Below are 15,211 nucleotides of genomic sequence, written 5' to 3' on the forward strand. Positions count from 1 at the left end.
TCGGCAGGGGCTCGGTGGATTCACTTTGCTACTGCCAGTAGCAGAGCAGCATGCCGGTGAGCCTCATCGGCCTCCAGGTGGGACGACGCGATGCAGACGCTCGAAAACAGTGCCCCCGACAAGGCCGCGCCGCCCGCTAGCGAGTTGGCCACACCGTTGCAGGAGTTCAACCTGCTACGCTGGTTCTCGCTGGTCAGTCTGCTGATCATCGCCTCGGTGGCCGGTGGCCTGGGCTACGTTTCGACCCGTTTCGTGGTGCGCGACAGCGTGGAGCGCGATGCCATGCTCACCGCCCAGTTCATCCAGGCCATGGCGCAGGCCGAGGTGCGGCACTCGCAGCTGCCGCCGGGTATCACCATGGGTGAATTGCTCGATCCGCGCCTCGACCAGCAGCACCTGCAGTTCACCCCTCAACAGGCCGAGTCGACAAGGGTAGAGTTCCTTGACCACGTCGCGCACCTCCCCGACACCTTGCTAGCCAATGTCTATGCCCGCGACCGTACGGTGGCGTGGTCGACCAACCCGCAGCTGATCGGCCAGCGCATCGATGAAGATGACGACCTGGAGCACGCTTTCCGCTCGCGAAAGTCGGTGTCGGCCAGCTATCACAAGGCCGACGAGGAGCGCGAAGAACAGAAGTTCCAGCGCGAGCCCCGGCACCTGTTCATCGAGAACTACATCCCCTTGTTCGACAGCCAGGGCGAGCAGGTGCTGGCGATGGTCGAGATCTACAAGGAGCCGCATGACCTGGTGCGGCGCATCCATCGCGGTTATGTGCTGATCTGGGCCTCCACACTGGTCGGAGGGGCGCTGATCTACTTCGGGCTGTTCTGGATCGTGCGCCGCGCCGCCAGCCTGCTGCATCACCAGCAAGACCGCCTGGTGGCCAGCGAAACCTATGTGGCCCTGGGCGAGATGTCCTCCGCGCTGGCCCACAGCCTGCGCAACCCGCTGGCCAATATCCGCTCCAGCGCAGAACTGGCCCAGGACATCGCCAGCCCGGCGGCGCAGAAGAACATCGGCGACATCATCACCCAGGTCGACCGCATGTCGCGCTGGGTCCGCGACCTGCTGGTGTCGCTGCGCCCGACCAGCGACGAAGCCGAGTCGGTCGACCTGGTGGCGGCTGTCGAGGATGCGCGGCAGGCCTTCGCCCCGCAGATCGAGCGCAACAACGTGCGCTTCGCCTTCCACGGGCCAGCGACGCAATGGGTGGCCAGCCAGCCGTTGCAACTGACGCAGATCCTCAACAGCCTGTTTGCCAACGCCCTGGAGGCCATGCCCCAGGGTGGCGAGCTGCGCGCCGAGGTGCGCCAGCTGGAGGGGCAGCAGGCGCAACTGCAGCTCAGCGATACCGGCAAGGGCATGAGCGAGCAGCAGCGGCGCATGGTGTTCAAGCCGTTCTTCACCACCAAGCAAGGCGGCCTGGGTGTTGGCCTGGCCCTGGTCAAAAGGATCATGGAGCGCTTTGGCGGCGCGGTTGAACTGACCAGCCGCGAAGAGGAAGGAACCCGCGTCAGCCTGACTTTCAATATTGCAGCGGGAGGGGACCATGGAGCACAGCATCCTGGTGGTCGAGGATGATGAAATCCTTGCCGACAACATTCGCACCTACCTGAACCTCAAAGGCTTCGAGGTCACGGTGTGCCACAGCGCGGAACTGGCGCTGGAGCAGATCAAGCGCGCCCGGCCCGACGCCGTGCTGACCGACAATTCGCTGCCTGGCATGAGCGGCCACGAGCTGTTGCGCACGCTGGTGGCGCAGGCACCGGAGCTCAAGGTGATCATGATGACCGGCTACGGCAACGTCGAGGACGCCGTGCTGGCCATGAAGGAGGGTGCGTTCCACTACCTCACCAAGCCGGTGGTGCTGGCCGAGCTCAAGCTGATGCTGGACAAGGCCCTGGCCGCCGAGCGCATGGAGCGCACGCTGTCGTTCTACCAGGAGCGCGAGGCGCAGAAATCCGGGTTGCAGGCCTTGATCGGCGAGTCGCCGGCCATGCTCGAACTCAAGCACACCTTGCAGCAGCTGCTCGATGCCGAGCGGCGCATGGTCAGCGGCGACCTGCCGCCGGTACTGGTCGAAGGCGAGACCGGCACCGGCAAGGAGCTGGTGGCGCGCGCCCTGCATTTCGATGGCAGCCGGGCCAAGGGGCCGTTCATCGAGTTCAACTGCGCCTCGATTCCGGCCAACCTGCTGGAGGCCGAGCTGTTCGGGCATGAGAAAGGCGCCTTCACCGATGCCAAGGAGCGTCGCGTGGGCCTGGTCGAGGCGGCCGACGGTGGCACCCTGTTCCTCGACGAGATCGGCGAGATGGACCTGGTGCTGCAGGCCAAGCTGCTCAAGCTGCTGGAGGACCGCACCATTCGCCGTATCGGCGCGGTCAAGGAGCGTAAGGTCGACCTGCGGGTGATCAGCGCCACCAACTGCAACCTGGAGCAGATGGTCCAGCAGGGCAAGTTCCGCCGCGACCTGTTCTTCCGCCTGCGCATCATTGCCCTCAAGGTGCCGCGCCTGTTTGCCCGTGGCCAGGACATCTTGCGCCTGGCCCGGCACTTCCTGGCCCACCACGGGCGGCGCTACGGTAAGCCCAACCTGCGCTTCTCGGCCGAGGCCGAGGCGCTGATGCTGGGTTACAGCTGGCCTGGCAACGTCCGCGAATTGCGCAACATGCTCGAGCAGACGGTGTTGCTGGCGCCCAGCGAGGTGATCAGCGCCCACCAGTTGAACCTGTGCATGACCTTGGTCGACGAACCGCTGGCGCAGCCGGCGCAGGTGCTGGCATTCGAGGCGCCACGCCATGAGCCAGCGGCAGCGGCCAGCCTGCCGGACATGGAGCGCGACATGGTCTGCCGCACCCTCGACCGCACCGACTGGAACGTCACCAAGTCGGCACGGCTGTTGGGGCTGTCGAGGGACATGTTGCGCTACAAGATCGAGAAGCTTGGGTTGACCCGGCCGGACAAACGGCAGTGGTGAGCGGGCGGGCTGATTGCCTGTCAGTTTCGCGTTTGTGGGGCTGCCATGCAGCCCATCGCCGGCAAGCCGGCTCCCACAGGTACAGCGCAGAATTCAGCAATTGCGCGGTCCCTGTGGGAGCCGGCTGGATCGTACTGTGCTGAGTAACGCCTGGTTTCACAAAGCTTAGGGCTTACCGCCGTTGCCCGACCCTCCGCCTTCACGCCCCATCCCCTCCGAGCCGCTGTCCCCCATCCCCGGCAGGTCGCGATCATTGTTCTGCTCGGCCGGCGGGCTGTCCGGGTCATTGCCCTTGATCCGCGGGTCGGTATCCCGTGGCATGGGCTTTTCAATCGGGTTGAGGGTGCTATCCACGCCGGGCTTGGGCGCCGGGTTGTGCGGGTCGTCAGGGTAGGTGGCGCCGGTACCGGCGGCGAAGGCCAGGGGCGAGGCGAGCAGGGCGGCAAGCAGGAAGGAATGTTTCATGCGGGCAAGCTCCTTTGCGATGACAAGAAGTCGGCCCTGCCTGCGCAGGGCCTTGTTCTCATTTGGGCCATGACCCCATCAGCAAGGTGCCATCACGGCGACCAACGGTCACACCACCATCGACAGCAACATGATGAAGATGATGCCGACCACCGAGAGGATGGTTTCCATCATGCTCCAGGTCTTGAAGGTCTCGGCCACGGTCATGTTGAAGTACTGCTTGACCAGCCAGAAACCGGCGTCGTTGACGTGGGACAGGATCAACGAGCCGGCGCCGGTGGCCAGCACCAGCAGTTCGCGGTTGACCCCCGGCACCAGGTCGATCACCGGGGCGACGATGCCGGCACCGGTGATGGTGGCCACCGTGGCCGAGCCAGTGGCGATGCGGATCACCGCCGCCACCAGCCAGGCCAGCATGATCGGCGAGATCTCGGCCTGCACCGCCATCTGTCCGATCACGTTGCCCACGCCGGTGTCCACCAGCATCTGCTTGAAGCCGCCGCCGGCGCCGACGATCAGCACGATGGCGGCGGTGGGGGCCAGGCTCTGGTCGAGCATCTTCATGATCTGCTGGCGGTTGAAGCCACGGGCCGAACCGAAGGTGTAGAAGGCCAGCAGCAGGGCAGCGAGCAGGGCGGTGATAGGGTGGCCGATCAGGTCCATCCACTGGCGCACGATGTGCTCGGCTGGCAGTACCACGTCGGCGAAGGTCTTGAGCAGCATCAGCACCACCGGCAGCAGCACGGTGATCAGGGTCACGCTGAAGCTGGGCAGGTTCTGCTGGTTCGACTCGCGAGCGATCTGGTCCATCAGCTCCTGGGACGGGTTGCCAGGGATATAGCGCGAGATGAAATTACCGAACAGCGGGCCGGCAATCACCGCAGTGGGCAGGGCCACCAGCAGGCCATAGAAGATGGTCTTGCCGATGTCGGCATGGAAGATGCCGATCGCCAGCAACGGCCCCGGGTGCGGTGGCACCAGGCCGTGCACCACCGACAGGCCCGCCAGCAGCGGGATGCCGATCTTCACCAGCGACACGCCGGAGCGGCGGGCGACGATGAACACCAGCGGGATCAGCAGTACGAAGCCGATCTCGAAGAACAGCGGGATGCCCACCAGGAAGGCGGCGAACATCATTGCCCAATGCACCTTCTGCTTGCCGAAGGCGCGGATCAGGGTCTGGGCGATCTGGTCGGCGCCGCCGGAGTCGGCCATCAGCTTGCCGAGCATGGTGCCCAGGGCCAGGACGATGCCGACGAAGCCGAGCACGCCGCCGAAGCCGTCCTGGAACGACTTCATCACCTTGGCCACCGGCATGCCGGAGGTCAGGCCGAGAAAGCCCGCGGCTATGGTGAGGGCGACGAAGGGGTGGACCTTGAAATGGGTGATCAGCAGGATGAGCCCGACGATGGTGACCAGCGCGTCAAGCAGCAGGAAGGTATCGGTAGCCAGTCCGAACATGGTTCGTGAACCTCGGTCTTTTCGTTGTTGTTTTGGTATCGCGTGTCTTGCGTCATTGCGCCTGCGAAGGCATGGAGACAGCGCTGTCTTTGGTGAGCCGGAAAAACCGCCGGATCAGGCAGTCCGCGCCAGCGCCTGCTCACCGCAAGGCTTTAGCCACTGGTGCACGTCCTCGGCCAGCGTAGGCAGCGGGCGGGTGGCGTCCAGGGCCAGGGTCAGGGGCTCTGCGTGCGGCGGCTCCAGCGCTGCGAACTGGCTGTCGATCAGGCTGGCCGGCATGAAGTGACCGGGGCGCGCCAGGACGCGTTTCTCGGCTTCTTGCGGGGTCAGCTCGAGAAACACGAAGCACAGCTCGGGCACGGCCAGGCGCAGGGTGTCCCGATAGCGGCGCTTGAGGGCCGAGCAGGTGAGGATCGGGCGTTCACCCGCAGCGAGGCTGGCCTGCAGCTCCTCGCCCAGGCGCACCAGCCAACCGGCACGGTCGTCGTCGTTCAGGGGAATGCCGGCGCTCATCTTGGCGATGTTGGCGGCGGGGTGGAAGGCATCGCCTTCGATCAGGCGGCCGCCGCTGCGGGTGGCAATGGCGGCGCCGACGCTGCTTTTACCGCAGCCGGCCACGCCCATGACCACGATCGCGGACAGGGAAGTGTTCATCTGTACCTCCTGCTGGGTGAGATAGCGCTGTCTCGGTCGGGACGAGCCGAAAATCCTGCGCCACCCTCCCGGGTGTTATTGATCTTGTCTTTGGCAGTATGGACGCTGAACGCATGCCTGCTACCAAGATTGCATTGCCTGCATCCAGAGACAGCGCTACCTTAGTGACCGTTCCCCATTCCTGCAAGCAGTAAAATTACAATACTCATGTCCCGTACTGGCTCGCGTACTACCGGTCGTCCCACCCTGGCTGAAGTCGCCAGGCTTTCCGGGGTTTCCCCCATCACCGCCTCCCGCGCCCTGCGTGGCGTCAGTACGGTCGCACCGGAGCTGGCGCAGAAGGTCATGGCCGCGGCGGCGAGCCTTGGCTATGTCGCCAACCCGGCGGCCCGCGCGCTGGCGTCGGCGCGCAGCCAGTCGGTGGTGGTGTTGATCCCCTCGTTGTCCAACCAGCTGTTCATCGACACCCTCGAGGCCATTCACGAGGTGATGCGCCCCCGCGGCCTGGAAGTGCTCATTGGCAACTATCACTACGATATCGCCGAGGAAGAGAACCTGATCCGCAACTACCTGGCCTACCAGCCCTGCGGCGTGCTGCTCACCGGCTTCGAGCGCAGCGAGGCCTCGCGGCAGATGCTGGCCGCGAGCCAGGTACCGTGCGTGCACATGATGGAGCTGGGCGGCGAGGGCGATGCCTTGTCGGTAGGATTCTCCCAGCATGCGGCCGGACGCGCCGCGGCGCGGCACCTGATCGAGCGTGGCCGCCGACGCCTGGGGTTCATCGCCGCGCAACTCGACCCTCGGGTAATGCAGCGCGCCGAAGGCTTCCGTCAGGCCCTCGCCGAGGCCGGTCTGCAAGCCCCCGAGCTCGAAGTGCTCGACCCGCAACCCTCGTCCATCGGTCTGGGCGGCACGCTGTTCAGCCGCCTGCTGGCGAAGGCGCCGGATGTCGACGGCATCTTCTTCTGCAACGACGACCTGGCCCAGGGCGCGGTGCTGCAGGCGTTGCGCGAAGGCATCGAAGTGCCGGGCCGGGTGGCTATGGTCGGTTTCAACGACCTGCCGGCCTCGGCGCACATGGTCCCACGCCTGACCTCGATCCGCACCCCGCGCGCGGCGGTCGGGCGTGGTGCTGCTCAGGCGCTGCTGGCGTTGCTCGATGGCAAGCGGGTGGCTACCGGTCAGCAGGACCTGGGGTTCGAGCTGATGGTGCGCGAGAGTTCCTAAGGCCGGCGCAGCGTTGGCTGTCACCTAGCGTGCGGCGCCCACCTGGCAAAAATGTCAGTTGTGGTCGGTCGCCAGAAGCAGGACGCTGTGGCTTTCCGGCAGAGGACAGGCCGTGCCCCACTCTCGATTGCTGTACACGGATGCCCATGGCTCGGTGTTGCGCGCCCAAGGTGAAACAGGTCAGTCGGTGCTGGCCTATACCGTGCACGGCCATGATGCCAGGACTCGGCCGGTCAGTCCGTTCCTGCGCTTCAATGGCCAGGCCCCAGAGAAGTTGTCCGGCAACTATCTGCTGGGTAATGGCTATCGGACATACAGTCCGACACTGCTGCGCTTCACCTCGCCAGACGGCTTGAGCCCGTTTGGTGAGGGTGGTTTGAACGCCTATGCTTACTGTGCGGGTGACCCGATCAACAGCGTCGACCCTTCGGGGCATGCGCCTGGGAAAAAGCGTAACCCGACTGGCGGATGGCTGTTAGTGAAGAAATTCGTACGCAAAAAACTGGCGCTGGTCGAGGATGCCACCACCTTTGCAAAACTGTTTGTAGAGGTGCTCAAAAAACCGACCTGGTCGAACCGGTGGGCTGTAGTCAAGCAAACCGGCAAGATGGCAATCAAGTACGGGCCTGTTGCTCCCGTCTATTGGGTATATGACTGGCTGCGCCCAACACCGTCCGTGCCAGACCAAGTGACGGCCCCTTCCGTGCCTGCCGCCCCCCACGCTGGTGCACCTAACGGCCCAGCTGACGGCCAGTCGCCGTCAGACACACGCAACAAGCTACGGGGCGACAGTACATAAAACGGAGAGCACTCCGACCTGGAGAGGAAACCTTCGACCTCCAGCTGCAGAAGGCGCAGGGCAGCGCTCGACTCACGATGGCTGCTCTGCCACGTTCTCCAGTGCTTACCCGCGGCTGACCCACCAGCCGAACCCCGCCGCGGTGAAGAACATGATCAGGCTGTAGATCGCCGCCGGCACCGCCATGGTCGCGTTGTTCAGCAGCGACGGGCTCAGGGCCAGCGCGATGGCCAGGGTGCCGTTGTGGATGCCGATCTCCATGCCGATGGCGATCGCCTGGCGTTTCGGGATGTTCAACAGGCGTGGCACCCAGTAACCCACGCCAAGGCTGAGCAGGTTGAACAGCAACGCGGCGCCACCGACGATCGGCGCGTACTCGACTACGGTCTGCCAGTCCTTGGCCAGGGCCAGGACGATGGTGAAAGCCAGGAACAGCGCCGCGACGATCTTCATCGGCTTCTGCATTCGCGCGGAGAAGCGCGGCGCCCAGTAACGGATCAGCATGCCCAGGGCCACCGGCAGCAGGACGATGGCGAACACCTGCATGACCTTGGCGAATTGCAGGGGAATGGCCTGGTCCGATGCCATGAACCACATCAGCGACAGGTTCACCAGCAGCGGCATGGTGAGGATGGCGATCAGCGAGTTGACCGCGGTGAGGGTGATGTTCAGCGCCACGTCGCCGTGGGCCAGGTGGCTGAACAGGTTGGCCGTGGTGCCGCCGGGCGAGGCGGCCAGCAGCATCAGGCCCACCGCCAATGCCGACTCAAGGCCAAAGCCGTTGGCTATCAGGAAGCACACCAGTGGCAGCAGCAGGATCTGGCAGGCCAGGCCGATCACCACCGGCTTGGGGTACTTCACCACCCGGGCGAAGTCGGCGAGGGTCAGCGAAAGCCCCAGGCCGAGCATGATGATGCCCAGGGCCAGCGGCAGGAGGGCGGTGAGCAAGGGGGAGGCGGTCATGGGCGGTCTCTTGGGCGAAGGATCCCGAGGAGTGTAGGTGGGTGCGCAATGATAGCTAATCGTGTCTGGACGATCTTGGTAACCGTTTGTTACTGGCCTGATGACGCCATGTCGCGTTGCGATGCCGGGCCTGTGGCAGTAGCATTCGCGCTTTTGCCGAGGATTAGCCCGTCATGCCGTTCCAGCAAGGTCTGCTTGCCACCCCGGTGCCGGCCCACGCCCGTCACCTGTTCTTTGCCCTCGATTCCCTGGAAGCGCTGCCCGCCGTTCTTGACCAACTGTTGCCGCAAGTCGATGGCCACAGCCTGATCCTGGCCGTCGGCGCGCCGCTGGCCAAGGCCCTGGGTCGTGAGGTGCCGGGCCTGCGCAGTTTCCCGCAACTGGACGCGGTGGTGGAGAACCCGGCGACCCAGCACGCCCTGTGGCTGTGGCTGCGCGGTGCCGAGCGCGGCGAGCTGTTCCTGCGCGCCCAGGCACTGCAGCAGACGCTGGCGCCGGCCCTGCGCCTGGTCGACAGCGTCGACGGCTTCCTGCACCGCGGCGGCCATGACCTGACCGGCTACGAAGACGGCACCGAGAACCCGGTGGACGCAGACGCCGTCGCCGCCGCCATTGTGCCGGGCGACATCCCCGGCCTGTCGGGTTCGAGCTTCGCCGCCTTCCAGCTGTGGAAGCACGACCTGGGCTACTTCAAGTCGCTGCCCCAGGCCGAGCAGGACAACATCATCGGTCGCCGCCTGAGCGACAACGAAGAGCTCGACGACGCGCCCGAATCCGCCCACGTCAAGCGCACCGCCCAGGAGAGCTTCGCGCCCGAAGCGTTCGTGGTGCGGCGCTCGGTGGCCTGGACCGATGAGCGCGGCGCGGGCCTGGCGTTCGTCGCCCTGGGCTTCTCGCTGGACGCCTTCGAGGTGCAGCTGCGGCGCATGAGCGGGCTGGAGGATGGCGTGGTCGATGGCCTGTACCGCTTCAGCCGGCCGTTGAGTGGCGGGTATTACTGGTGCCCGCCGCTGGGTGAGCAGGGCGCAGACCTGCGTCTGTTGCTGGGCTGACAGGTCCTCATCGCGGGGCAAGCCTGCTTCCACGTCTCGGGCCTGATGCCCATCAGCGTGGGCTTGCCCCGCGATGACTCAGAACGGCACCGCCACCGTCAGCTGGCTGTAGACGTTGGTCCCGCTGCCCACCTGGTTGCCGCCATTGCTTTCATCCTTGCGCGGTTTGAACAGCCCCAGCAGCGGGGTGACGATCAGGTGCTCGTTGACCGCCCATTCCACATACAGGTCCAGCTCCTGCGCATCGAGGTTCAAGGTGTCGCGGCTACGCACTGTGTCGAAGTCGAAGAACAGCGCGCCGAGGGTCAGATTGTCCCGTGGCGTGGCCTTCAGACCGACATGGTGGATGCCGCTGTTGGTGTTGAAAGGCCCGGCGTAGTTGCCGGCGACCTCGCCCTGGATCCAGGTGCCATAGCCGCTGGAAAGCCCTGTGAACAGCAGGTCCCAGCCTGCGGAGTAGCGGGTGTAGCGGTAGGTCAGCTGCGGCGCCCAAGGGGTGTCGGCGAAGGTGTAGGCCGCTTCGCCGTACCAGGCCGTCTCATGCCCGCCGCGCTTGTCCTGCCAGGCATATTCGAAGGCCAGCCGGGTGTTCGCCAGGCCCGCACTGCCTTCACCCCGCAGGCTGTATACATCCATGCCTTCGCGGGCCTTCTGGAACTCGCTGGCCCACTGGTCGGTCACGTCGATGCCGTGGATATAGGTCAGGCCCAGGGTACCCAGGTCATGGGTGTAGTCCAGGGTGCCGGCCGCCAGCTCGGTTTCGGCCTGTGCGCGGTTGTCGGACTTGAGCCACAGCACACTGCCATGCAGCCCCTCCTGGCCGCCCAGGCGCAGCACCGCGGTGCGGTCGAAGGCGTGGCGCGCGCCCAGATAGAAGCCGCCGCCACGGTTGAGCTGGCCGTCGGCCGGGCCCTTGCCCAGGTTGGGGCCGTCGTCGTTGATCAGGAAGCCGCTGCCCAGGCGGATCACCTGGCGGCCGCCGGACAGGTCCACGCCATCCTTGCCCAGCAACGGGAACAGGTCGCCCGAGCGCCAGCCCAGGTAGGCGTCCTCGATCTTGGTGGTGCGTTCGGAGCCGTCCTGGTTGCCGCCGGCGTCGCCGTCGCCCCAGGCGCCTGAGCTGACCCAGTTGAGGGCGCCATACAGGCTGCCGTTGCCGGCCAGGCCCTGGTCGCCGCTGAGGCCGTACTTGATGAAACCTTCGCGCCATGTCGAGCCACCGGGGGTGCCATCGTAGTTGTGGCGGCTGTTGAACATGCCCCAGACCGCGAGCAGATCGGCGTTCAGGTGGCTGTCGTCGTCGGCATACAGTTCGTAGGCCGGGCTGGCCTGGCCATGGACCAGCAGGGTCAGTGCCGTGGCCATTGCGGTGCGACGTGGAGTGAGACGCATGGATCGATCCTCGTTTTTTGTGTGCGGTCTTGAGTGCCGCGTTGTTGTGGAGGCAGTGTCGAAAGGTGACGGGCTATTAGCGCGTGGAACGCTGGCGGTGGTCTTGCCCGTGGCTGCCAGCGCTCTTGCATGTCGCCGCCATCACAGGCGCGCGGCGGTCTCCGGCAGGGTGGCGCCACCGTCGACCACAAGGGTCTGGCCGGTGATGTAGCGGGCGGCGTCGGAGGCCAGGAACAGCATCGCGGCAGCGATATCGGCGGGTTCCCCCAGTCGCCCCAAGGGCACGCCCGCGGCGATCCGGGCGTTTAACTGGGTATCGCCGAGGTTGCCCATGGCCGGGGTGCGCACCATCCCCGGTTCCACGCCGTTGACCCGTACATTGAACTGCGCCAGTTCCAGTGCGGCGTTGCGGATGAAGCCGTTGACCCCGGCCTTGGACGCGGCGTAATGGCTCAGGCCCGGATAGGCCACCCGCGGGCCGGTCACCGAGGAGGTAGCCAGCACGCAGCCGCCACCTTGGCGGCGGAATAGCGGCAAGGCGCCTTGGGTGAGCCAGAACAACGCCCCCAGGTTCACCGCCAGGGTCCGTTGCAGCAGCGCCGGGTCGATCTCGGCGAACGTGGTAAGCGGGAAGTACGCGGCGTTGTGCACCAGCACATCCAGGCGTTCCAGCTTGGCTAGCAAGGTGTCGATCGCAACGGGGTCGGCCAGGTCCAGCGTTTCCCCCCGCACGTCGTGACCCAGGACCCGTTGTGCCTCCATCAGGCGCTCAAGTGCTGGCGAATCGAGATCCACGGCCATCACCTGGGCACCGCCTCGGGCGAAACCCTCGACGATGGCCTGACCGATCCCGCCCGCCGCGCCGGTGACCAGCACGGTGCGACCCTCAAAGTCGTAGCGCGCGTTCATGCCGACGGCTCCAGGTGGGTGAAGGCCAGGGTCGGCACATCGACCACGGTCGAGCCGCCGTCGGCGGCGATCACCGCGCCGGTGACGATGCTGGCCTCGGCGCCGACCAGGAACTGGCACACGGCGGCTATTTCATCACTGCTGGCCGGGCGGCGCAGCGGTACGTCGGCGGTGACCCGGCGGTAGGCGGCATCAAGGTCCTCCTGGTGGTGGTCCATCAACGCCTGCATTTCCTTATCCGCCATGGGCGTGCGCACCCAGCCCGGGCAGACGCAGTTGACTCGCACGCCGAACGGTCCGTAGTCGCGGGCCAGTGAGCGGGTTAGTCCGACCAGGGCATGCTTGGCGGTGGTGTAGCCGCACACCTCGGGCCCGGCGCCCAGCGCGGCGATGGAGCCCAGCAGCACCAGGCTGCCACGCCGCTCGCGCAGCAACGGCAGGCACGCCCGGGCGGTGTGGAAGGCGCTGTCGAGGTTGCTGCGCATAGCCTCGCGCCAGGCGCTGTCGCTGGTCTGCTCGGCCGCGCCCAAGCCGTGGCCGCCAGCGCAGGCTATCACCGCATCGAGGCCGCCGAACCGCGCGCGTACCTGCTCGATGAACCCCACCCAGTTGCCACTGTCCGCGGCATCGCCGGCCAGCACCAGGCCATCGCACTGCTGCGCGACGCGCTCCAGTACCTCACGGCGGCGGCCCACCAGTGCCACCTGCCAGCCCTGGCGGGCCAGGCGCAGGGCGCAGGCTTCTCCGATGCCGCTGCCGGCCCCGGTGACCAGCACGCTGCGGCTCACTGCGCATGCTCCGTGCGGTTGAGCACCCGGCAGTGGGACGACACCGGGAAGTTGGCCAGCGCATCGAAGCCGCCGCCCTGGTAGCCGAAGATCTTGCCGTCGCTGCGGTGCCGCGCCAGGTCGATCATCACCAGGCCCAGGGTGGGCACGATCTTCTCGCACCAGACGAACAGGTACAGCTGCTCGGCGATCTTGTAGTAGTACGCCCGGTCGGTGTCGCACAGGCCCTGTTCGACACCCTTGAGGCACTGCCAGCTGTAGTAGTCGGCATTGAGGTAGATGTGCTCGTACTCCTCGGTGGGGCTGTAGCGGTAGTGGTTACGCAGGCCAACCAGCTCGGTGGTCGGCGCGTGGGGGCAGGCGCCAGCCTGCCAGGGGCGGTCGATGCTGCCGTGCAGGAAGCTGGCTTCGACGCCGGTCAGTGCTTCGCCGGCCAAGGCCAGGGCGTACAAGCCGCGCTGGGTGCGGGCCTGGTCGGGCAGGCGGCCGAGCACGGCGGTGAAGGCCTGCTCGAGAGTGTCGAGCACCAGCGACACCGACCAGGCCTGGCCGGCCTCGTGCTTGATGAAGTCGACCAGGTAGATACCGGGGCGCACCGAAGTGGCTCGGTAGTCGGCGCTGCCGCTGCTGTGGCCGTCCGCCGCGTGCCAGTGCAGGCGCTCGCTGTCGAAGCGGTGCTCGATGATCCAGCCATTGGCGAAGTGCAGGGTGAGCGAGCGCCCGGACAGGTCGGCCAGTTGCGGCAGGATGAAGGCCTCGGGTGCGAAGCCTTCGGCGAGGGCGCCCACGGTGATCCAGTCGGTTTGCTTCGGCATGTCGTTGACTCCTGTGTTGGGATGCTGCCCGGCATTTACGCGGTAGAACGCCGCCAGCTACGCCGGGCACCTGCAGGCAGTAGCGGCCTAGGTCGTGGTTGGCGCTGGTGATGGTCAGTAGCGGATCATCACCGACTTCAGCTCCGTGAAGTCGTCGATGAAGGCCGAGCCGAACTCGCGGCCGATGCCGGACGCCTTGATGCCGCCGAACGGCACCGCCGGGTCGAGCAGGGTGTGCATGTTGACCCACAGGGTACCGGCCTGGATTTCCGGGATCAGGCGCATGGCCTTGCCCAGGTCGTTGGTCCACAGGCTTGCGCTCAGGCCGTAGGGCGAGGCGTTCATCAGGTGGATCAGTTCGTCCTCATGGTCATAGGGCAGGAAGGTCGCCACCGGGCCGAAGGTTTCCTGGTTGAGCAGGGTGTCGCTCGCGCTGTTGGCGAGAATGACAGTGGGCTCGACGAAGCAGCCCGGGCCTTCGCCAAGGCGGCCGCCATGGACGATGCGGTTACCTTCGGCGCGGGCGGTGGCGAACAGCTCGCCAAGCTTCTGCTGGTGCGGTTTGTTGGCTACAGGGCCGAACTGGGTGGTTTCGTCCAGGGGCGAACCTATCTTCAGTTGGCCCAGGCGTTGGGACAGGGCCTCGAGCAACGGGTCAAGGCGTGAGCGGTGCACGTAGAAACGCTCACCTGCGGCGCAGATCTGCCCGGAATGCAGGAAGCCGGCCTCGATGATGCCGTCCACCGCCTTGTCGACGACGACATCGGGCAGGAACGCCACGGCGTTCTTGCCGCCCAGTTCCAGGGTAGCCCGGGTCAGCCGGGCGCCCATGGCCGCCTGGCCGACGGCGATGCCGGTGGGCACTGAGCCGGTGAACGACACCTTGTCGGTGCCTGGGTGCTCGACCAGCGCCTTGCCCACCTGGCCACCGCCGGTCAGTACGTTGAGGGCGCCCGGAGGCAGGCCGGCCTCGCTGGCCAGTTCGGCGATGCGCAGCAGGGTCAGCGGGGTGAACTCGCTGGGCTTGAGCACGATGCTGCAGCCGGTGGTCAATGCCGAGGCCAGCTTCCACAGGGCGATCATGGTGGCGAAGTTCCACGGCACGATGCCCACCACCACCCCCACCGGCTCGCGCAGGGTAAAGGCGCTGTAGCGCTCGCCGGCGAAGGAGGGCAGCGATGGGGTGATGGTCTGGCCGGTGATCTTGGTGGCCCAGCCGGCGTAATAGCGCAGGAAGTGCGCGGCCTGCTCCACCTCGAAGGCGCGGGCGATGCCGATCAGCTTGCCCGATTGCAGGGTTTCCAGCTGGGCCAGCTCCTCGCGGTTGGCCTCCAGCAGGTCGGCCAGGCGCAACAGCACTGTGGCGCGGGCGGCGGGACTGGTGCGCGACCAGCTGGCAAACCCCTGACGTGACGATGCGACGGCGCGCTCGACATCGGCCAGGTTGGCGTCGGCGACCTGGGCGATGGCTTCGCCGTTGGCCGGGTTGTGCACGGTGATGCGGGCACCGGATTGGCTGGTCACCGTTGCGCCGTGGATGTACAGGCCGTGGTCACGGGCGAGGAAGGCGCTGACGCTGGGGAGGAGGGGGATATCGCTCATGACAGGGCTCCGGATGGGCCGCAGCGGCCCGATTTGCGCAGGTTAGAGCGCGGCAAACCGGCGTTCTTGTCTGCCCATGCCAGCCACCATGACGCAGCCTGCCA

Annotated in this window: 14 protein-coding genes; 5 read left to right on the forward strand and 9 right to left on the reverse strand. The window is 66.3% G+C overall.

Features of this window, described 5'->3' with window-relative positions; genetic code table 11:
• Positions 1–90 precede the first annotated feature (90 nt).
• Together LU688_RS13650 and LU688_RS13655 are read left to right on the forward strand one after the other, a co-directional pair.
• Positions 91–1,584, forward strand: a complete 1,494-nt coding sequence (locus tag LU688_RS13650) for a sensor histidine kinase (protein WP_094012144.1) — start codon at positions 91–93, stop codon at positions 1,582–1,584.
• Positions 1,553–2,980 carry a sigma-54-dependent transcriptional regulator gene (locus LU688_RS13655; protein ID WP_094012145.1) on the forward strand — a complete coding sequence of 476 codons (1,428 nt, stop codon included), beginning with the start codon at positions 1,553–1,555 and terminating at the stop codon, positions 2,978–2,980. Before LU688_RS13650 ends, LU688_RS13655 begins: the two co-directional genes overlap by 32 nt.
• Before the next feature lie 165 nt (positions 2,981–3,145).
• Here LU688_RS13655 and LU688_RS13660 read toward each other — a convergent pair whose 3' ends face one another.
• The 3 genes from LU688_RS13660 to LU688_RS13670 form a co-directional block, all read right to left on the reverse strand.
• Entirely contained in the window at positions 3,146–3,445 is a 300-nt protein-coding gene (locus tag LU688_RS13660; RefSeq protein WP_023632980.1) for a hypothetical protein, read from the reverse strand.
• A gap of 108 nt (positions 3,446–3,553) precedes the next feature.
• Positions 3,554–4,906 (reverse strand): GntP family permease, encoded by a 1,353-nt coding sequence (locus tag LU688_RS13665; protein ID WP_038706074.1) that lies wholly within the window; start codon positions 4,904–4,906, stop codon positions 3,554–3,556.
• A 114-nt stretch (positions 4,907–5,020) separates the two neighbouring features.
• Positions 5,021–5,560 carry a gluconokinase gene (locus LU688_RS13670; RefSeq protein WP_094012146.1) on the reverse strand — a complete coding sequence of 180 codons (540 nt, stop codon included), beginning with the start codon at positions 5,558–5,560 and terminating at the stop codon, positions 5,021–5,023.
• A 207-nt stretch (positions 5,561–5,767) separates the two neighbouring features.
• Between LU688_RS13670 and gntR the strand changes: the two genes are divergently transcribed.
• Entirely contained in the window at positions 5,768–6,787 is a 1,020-nt protein-coding gene (gene gntR / locus LU688_RS13675) for an HTH-type transcriptional regulator GntR (RefSeq protein WP_094012147.1), read from the forward strand.
• Between the two features lie 112 nt (positions 6,788–6,899).
• The gene (locus LU688_RS13680) at positions 6,900–7,586 is read left to right on the forward strand and encodes an RHS repeat-associated core domain-containing protein (RefSeq protein WP_232888226.1); all 687 of its coding nucleotides are present in this window, start codon (positions 6,900–6,902) and stop codon (positions 7,584–7,586) included.
• A 105-nt stretch (positions 7,587–7,691) separates the two neighbouring features.
• Here LU688_RS13680 and LU688_RS13685 read toward each other — a convergent pair whose 3' ends face one another.
• Positions 7,692–8,549: a bile acid:sodium symporter family protein gene (locus LU688_RS13685; RefSeq protein ID WP_104443921.1), complete on the reverse strand. Its 858-nt coding sequence runs from the start codon at positions 8,547–8,549 to the stop codon at positions 7,692–7,694.
• 173 nt (positions 8,550–8,722) lie between these two features.
• Between LU688_RS13685 and LU688_RS13690 the strand changes: the two genes are divergently transcribed.
• Positions 8,723–9,601, forward strand: coding sequence for a Dyp-type peroxidase (locus LU688_RS13690; RefSeq protein ID WP_094012150.1), 879 nt, complete (start codon positions 8,723–8,725; stop codon positions 9,599–9,601).
• Between the two features lie 78 nt (positions 9,602–9,679).
• On the opposite strand, the gene LU688_RS13695 is transcribed toward LU688_RS13690, so the two are convergent.
• From LU688_RS13695 to LU688_RS13715, 5 genes are all read right to left on the reverse strand, one after another.
• Positions 9,680–10,966 (reverse strand): alginate export family protein, encoded by a 1,287-nt coding sequence (locus tag LU688_RS13695; RefSeq protein WP_232888233.1) that lies wholly within the window; start codon positions 10,964–10,966, stop codon positions 9,680–9,682.
• 168 nt (positions 10,967–11,134) lie between these two features.
• Complete coding sequence (locus LU688_RS13700; protein WP_160290693.1) at positions 11,135–11,902, reverse strand: SDR family oxidoreductase; 768 nt, start codon at positions 11,900–11,902, stop codon at positions 11,135–11,137.
• Positions 11,899–12,690: an SDR family NAD(P)-dependent oxidoreductase gene (locus tag LU688_RS13705; RefSeq protein WP_232888225.1), complete on the reverse strand. Its 792-nt coding sequence runs from the start codon at positions 12,688–12,690 to the stop codon at positions 11,899–11,901. The genes LU688_RS13700 and LU688_RS13705 overlap by 4 nt, the downstream gene beginning before the upstream one ends.
• The gene (locus LU688_RS13710) at positions 12,687–13,505 is read right to left on the reverse strand and encodes a molybdenum cofactor biosynthesis F family protein (RefSeq protein WP_038706079.1); all 819 of its coding nucleotides are present in this window, start codon (positions 13,503–13,505) and stop codon (positions 12,687–12,689) included. Before LU688_RS13710 ends, LU688_RS13705 begins: the two co-directional genes overlap by 4 nt.
• Before the next feature lie 114 nt (positions 13,506–13,619).
• The gene (locus LU688_RS13715) at positions 13,620–15,107 is read right to left on the reverse strand and encodes an aldehyde dehydrogenase family protein (protein WP_038706080.1); all 1,488 of its coding nucleotides are present in this window, start codon (positions 15,105–15,107) and stop codon (positions 13,620–13,622) included.
• Positions 15,108–15,211 lie beyond the last annotated feature (104 nt).

This window comes from Pseudomonas soli, from assembly GCF_021283165.2.
Taxonomy (GTDB): Bacteria; Pseudomonadota; Gammaproteobacteria; order Pseudomonadales; family Pseudomonadaceae; genus Aquipseudomonas; species Aquipseudomonas soli.

Excerpts from the sequence above, each read along its gene's own strand:
- LU688_RS13690 (WP_094012150.1), top strand. The coding sequence starts at position 8,723 with ATGCCGTTCCAGCAAGGTCTGCTTGCCACCCCGGTGCCGGCCCACGCC.
- LU688_RS13655 (WP_094012145.1), top strand. The coding sequence starts at position 1,553 with ATGGAGCACAGCATCCTGGTGGTCGAGGATGATGAAATCCTTGCCGAC.
- LU688_RS13695 (WP_232888233.1), bottom strand. The coding sequence starts at position 10,966 with ATGGCCACGGCACTGACCCTGCTGGTCCATGGCCAGGCCAGCCCGGCC.
- LU688_RS13685 (WP_104443921.1), bottom strand. The coding sequence starts at position 8,549 with ATGACCGCCTCCCCCTTGCTCACCGCCCTCCTGCCGCTGGCCCTGGGC.
- LU688_RS13710 (WP_038706079.1), bottom strand. The coding sequence starts at position 13,505 with ATGCCGAAGCAAACCGACTGGATCACCGTGGGCGCCCTCGCCGAAGGC.
- LU688_RS13670 (WP_094012146.1), bottom strand. The coding sequence starts at position 5,560 with ATGAACACTTCCCTGTCCGCGATCGTGGTCATGGGCGTGGCCGGCTGC.
- LU688_RS13715 (WP_038706080.1), bottom strand. The coding sequence starts at position 15,107 with ATGAGCGATATCCCCCTCCTCCCCAGCGTCAGCGCCTTCCTCGCCCGT.
- LU688_RS13665 (WP_038706074.1), bottom strand. The coding sequence starts at position 4,906 with ATGTTCGGACTGGCTACCGATACCTTCCTGCTGCTTGACGCGCTGGTC.
- LU688_RS13660 (WP_023632980.1), bottom strand. The coding sequence starts at position 3,445 with ATGAAACATTCCTTCCTGCTTGCCGCCCTGCTCGCCTCGCCCCTGGCC.
- gntR (WP_094012147.1), top strand. The coding sequence starts at position 5,768 with ATGTCCCGTACTGGCTCGCGTACTACCGGTCGTCCCACCCTGGCTGAA.
- LU688_RS13650 (WP_094012144.1), top strand. The coding sequence starts at position 91 with ATGCAGACGCTCGAAAACAGTGCCCCCGACAAGGCCGCGCCGCCCGCT.
- LU688_RS13700 (WP_160290693.1), bottom strand. The coding sequence starts at position 11,902 with ATGAACGCGCGCTACGACTTTGAGGGTCGCACCGTGCTGGTCACCGGC.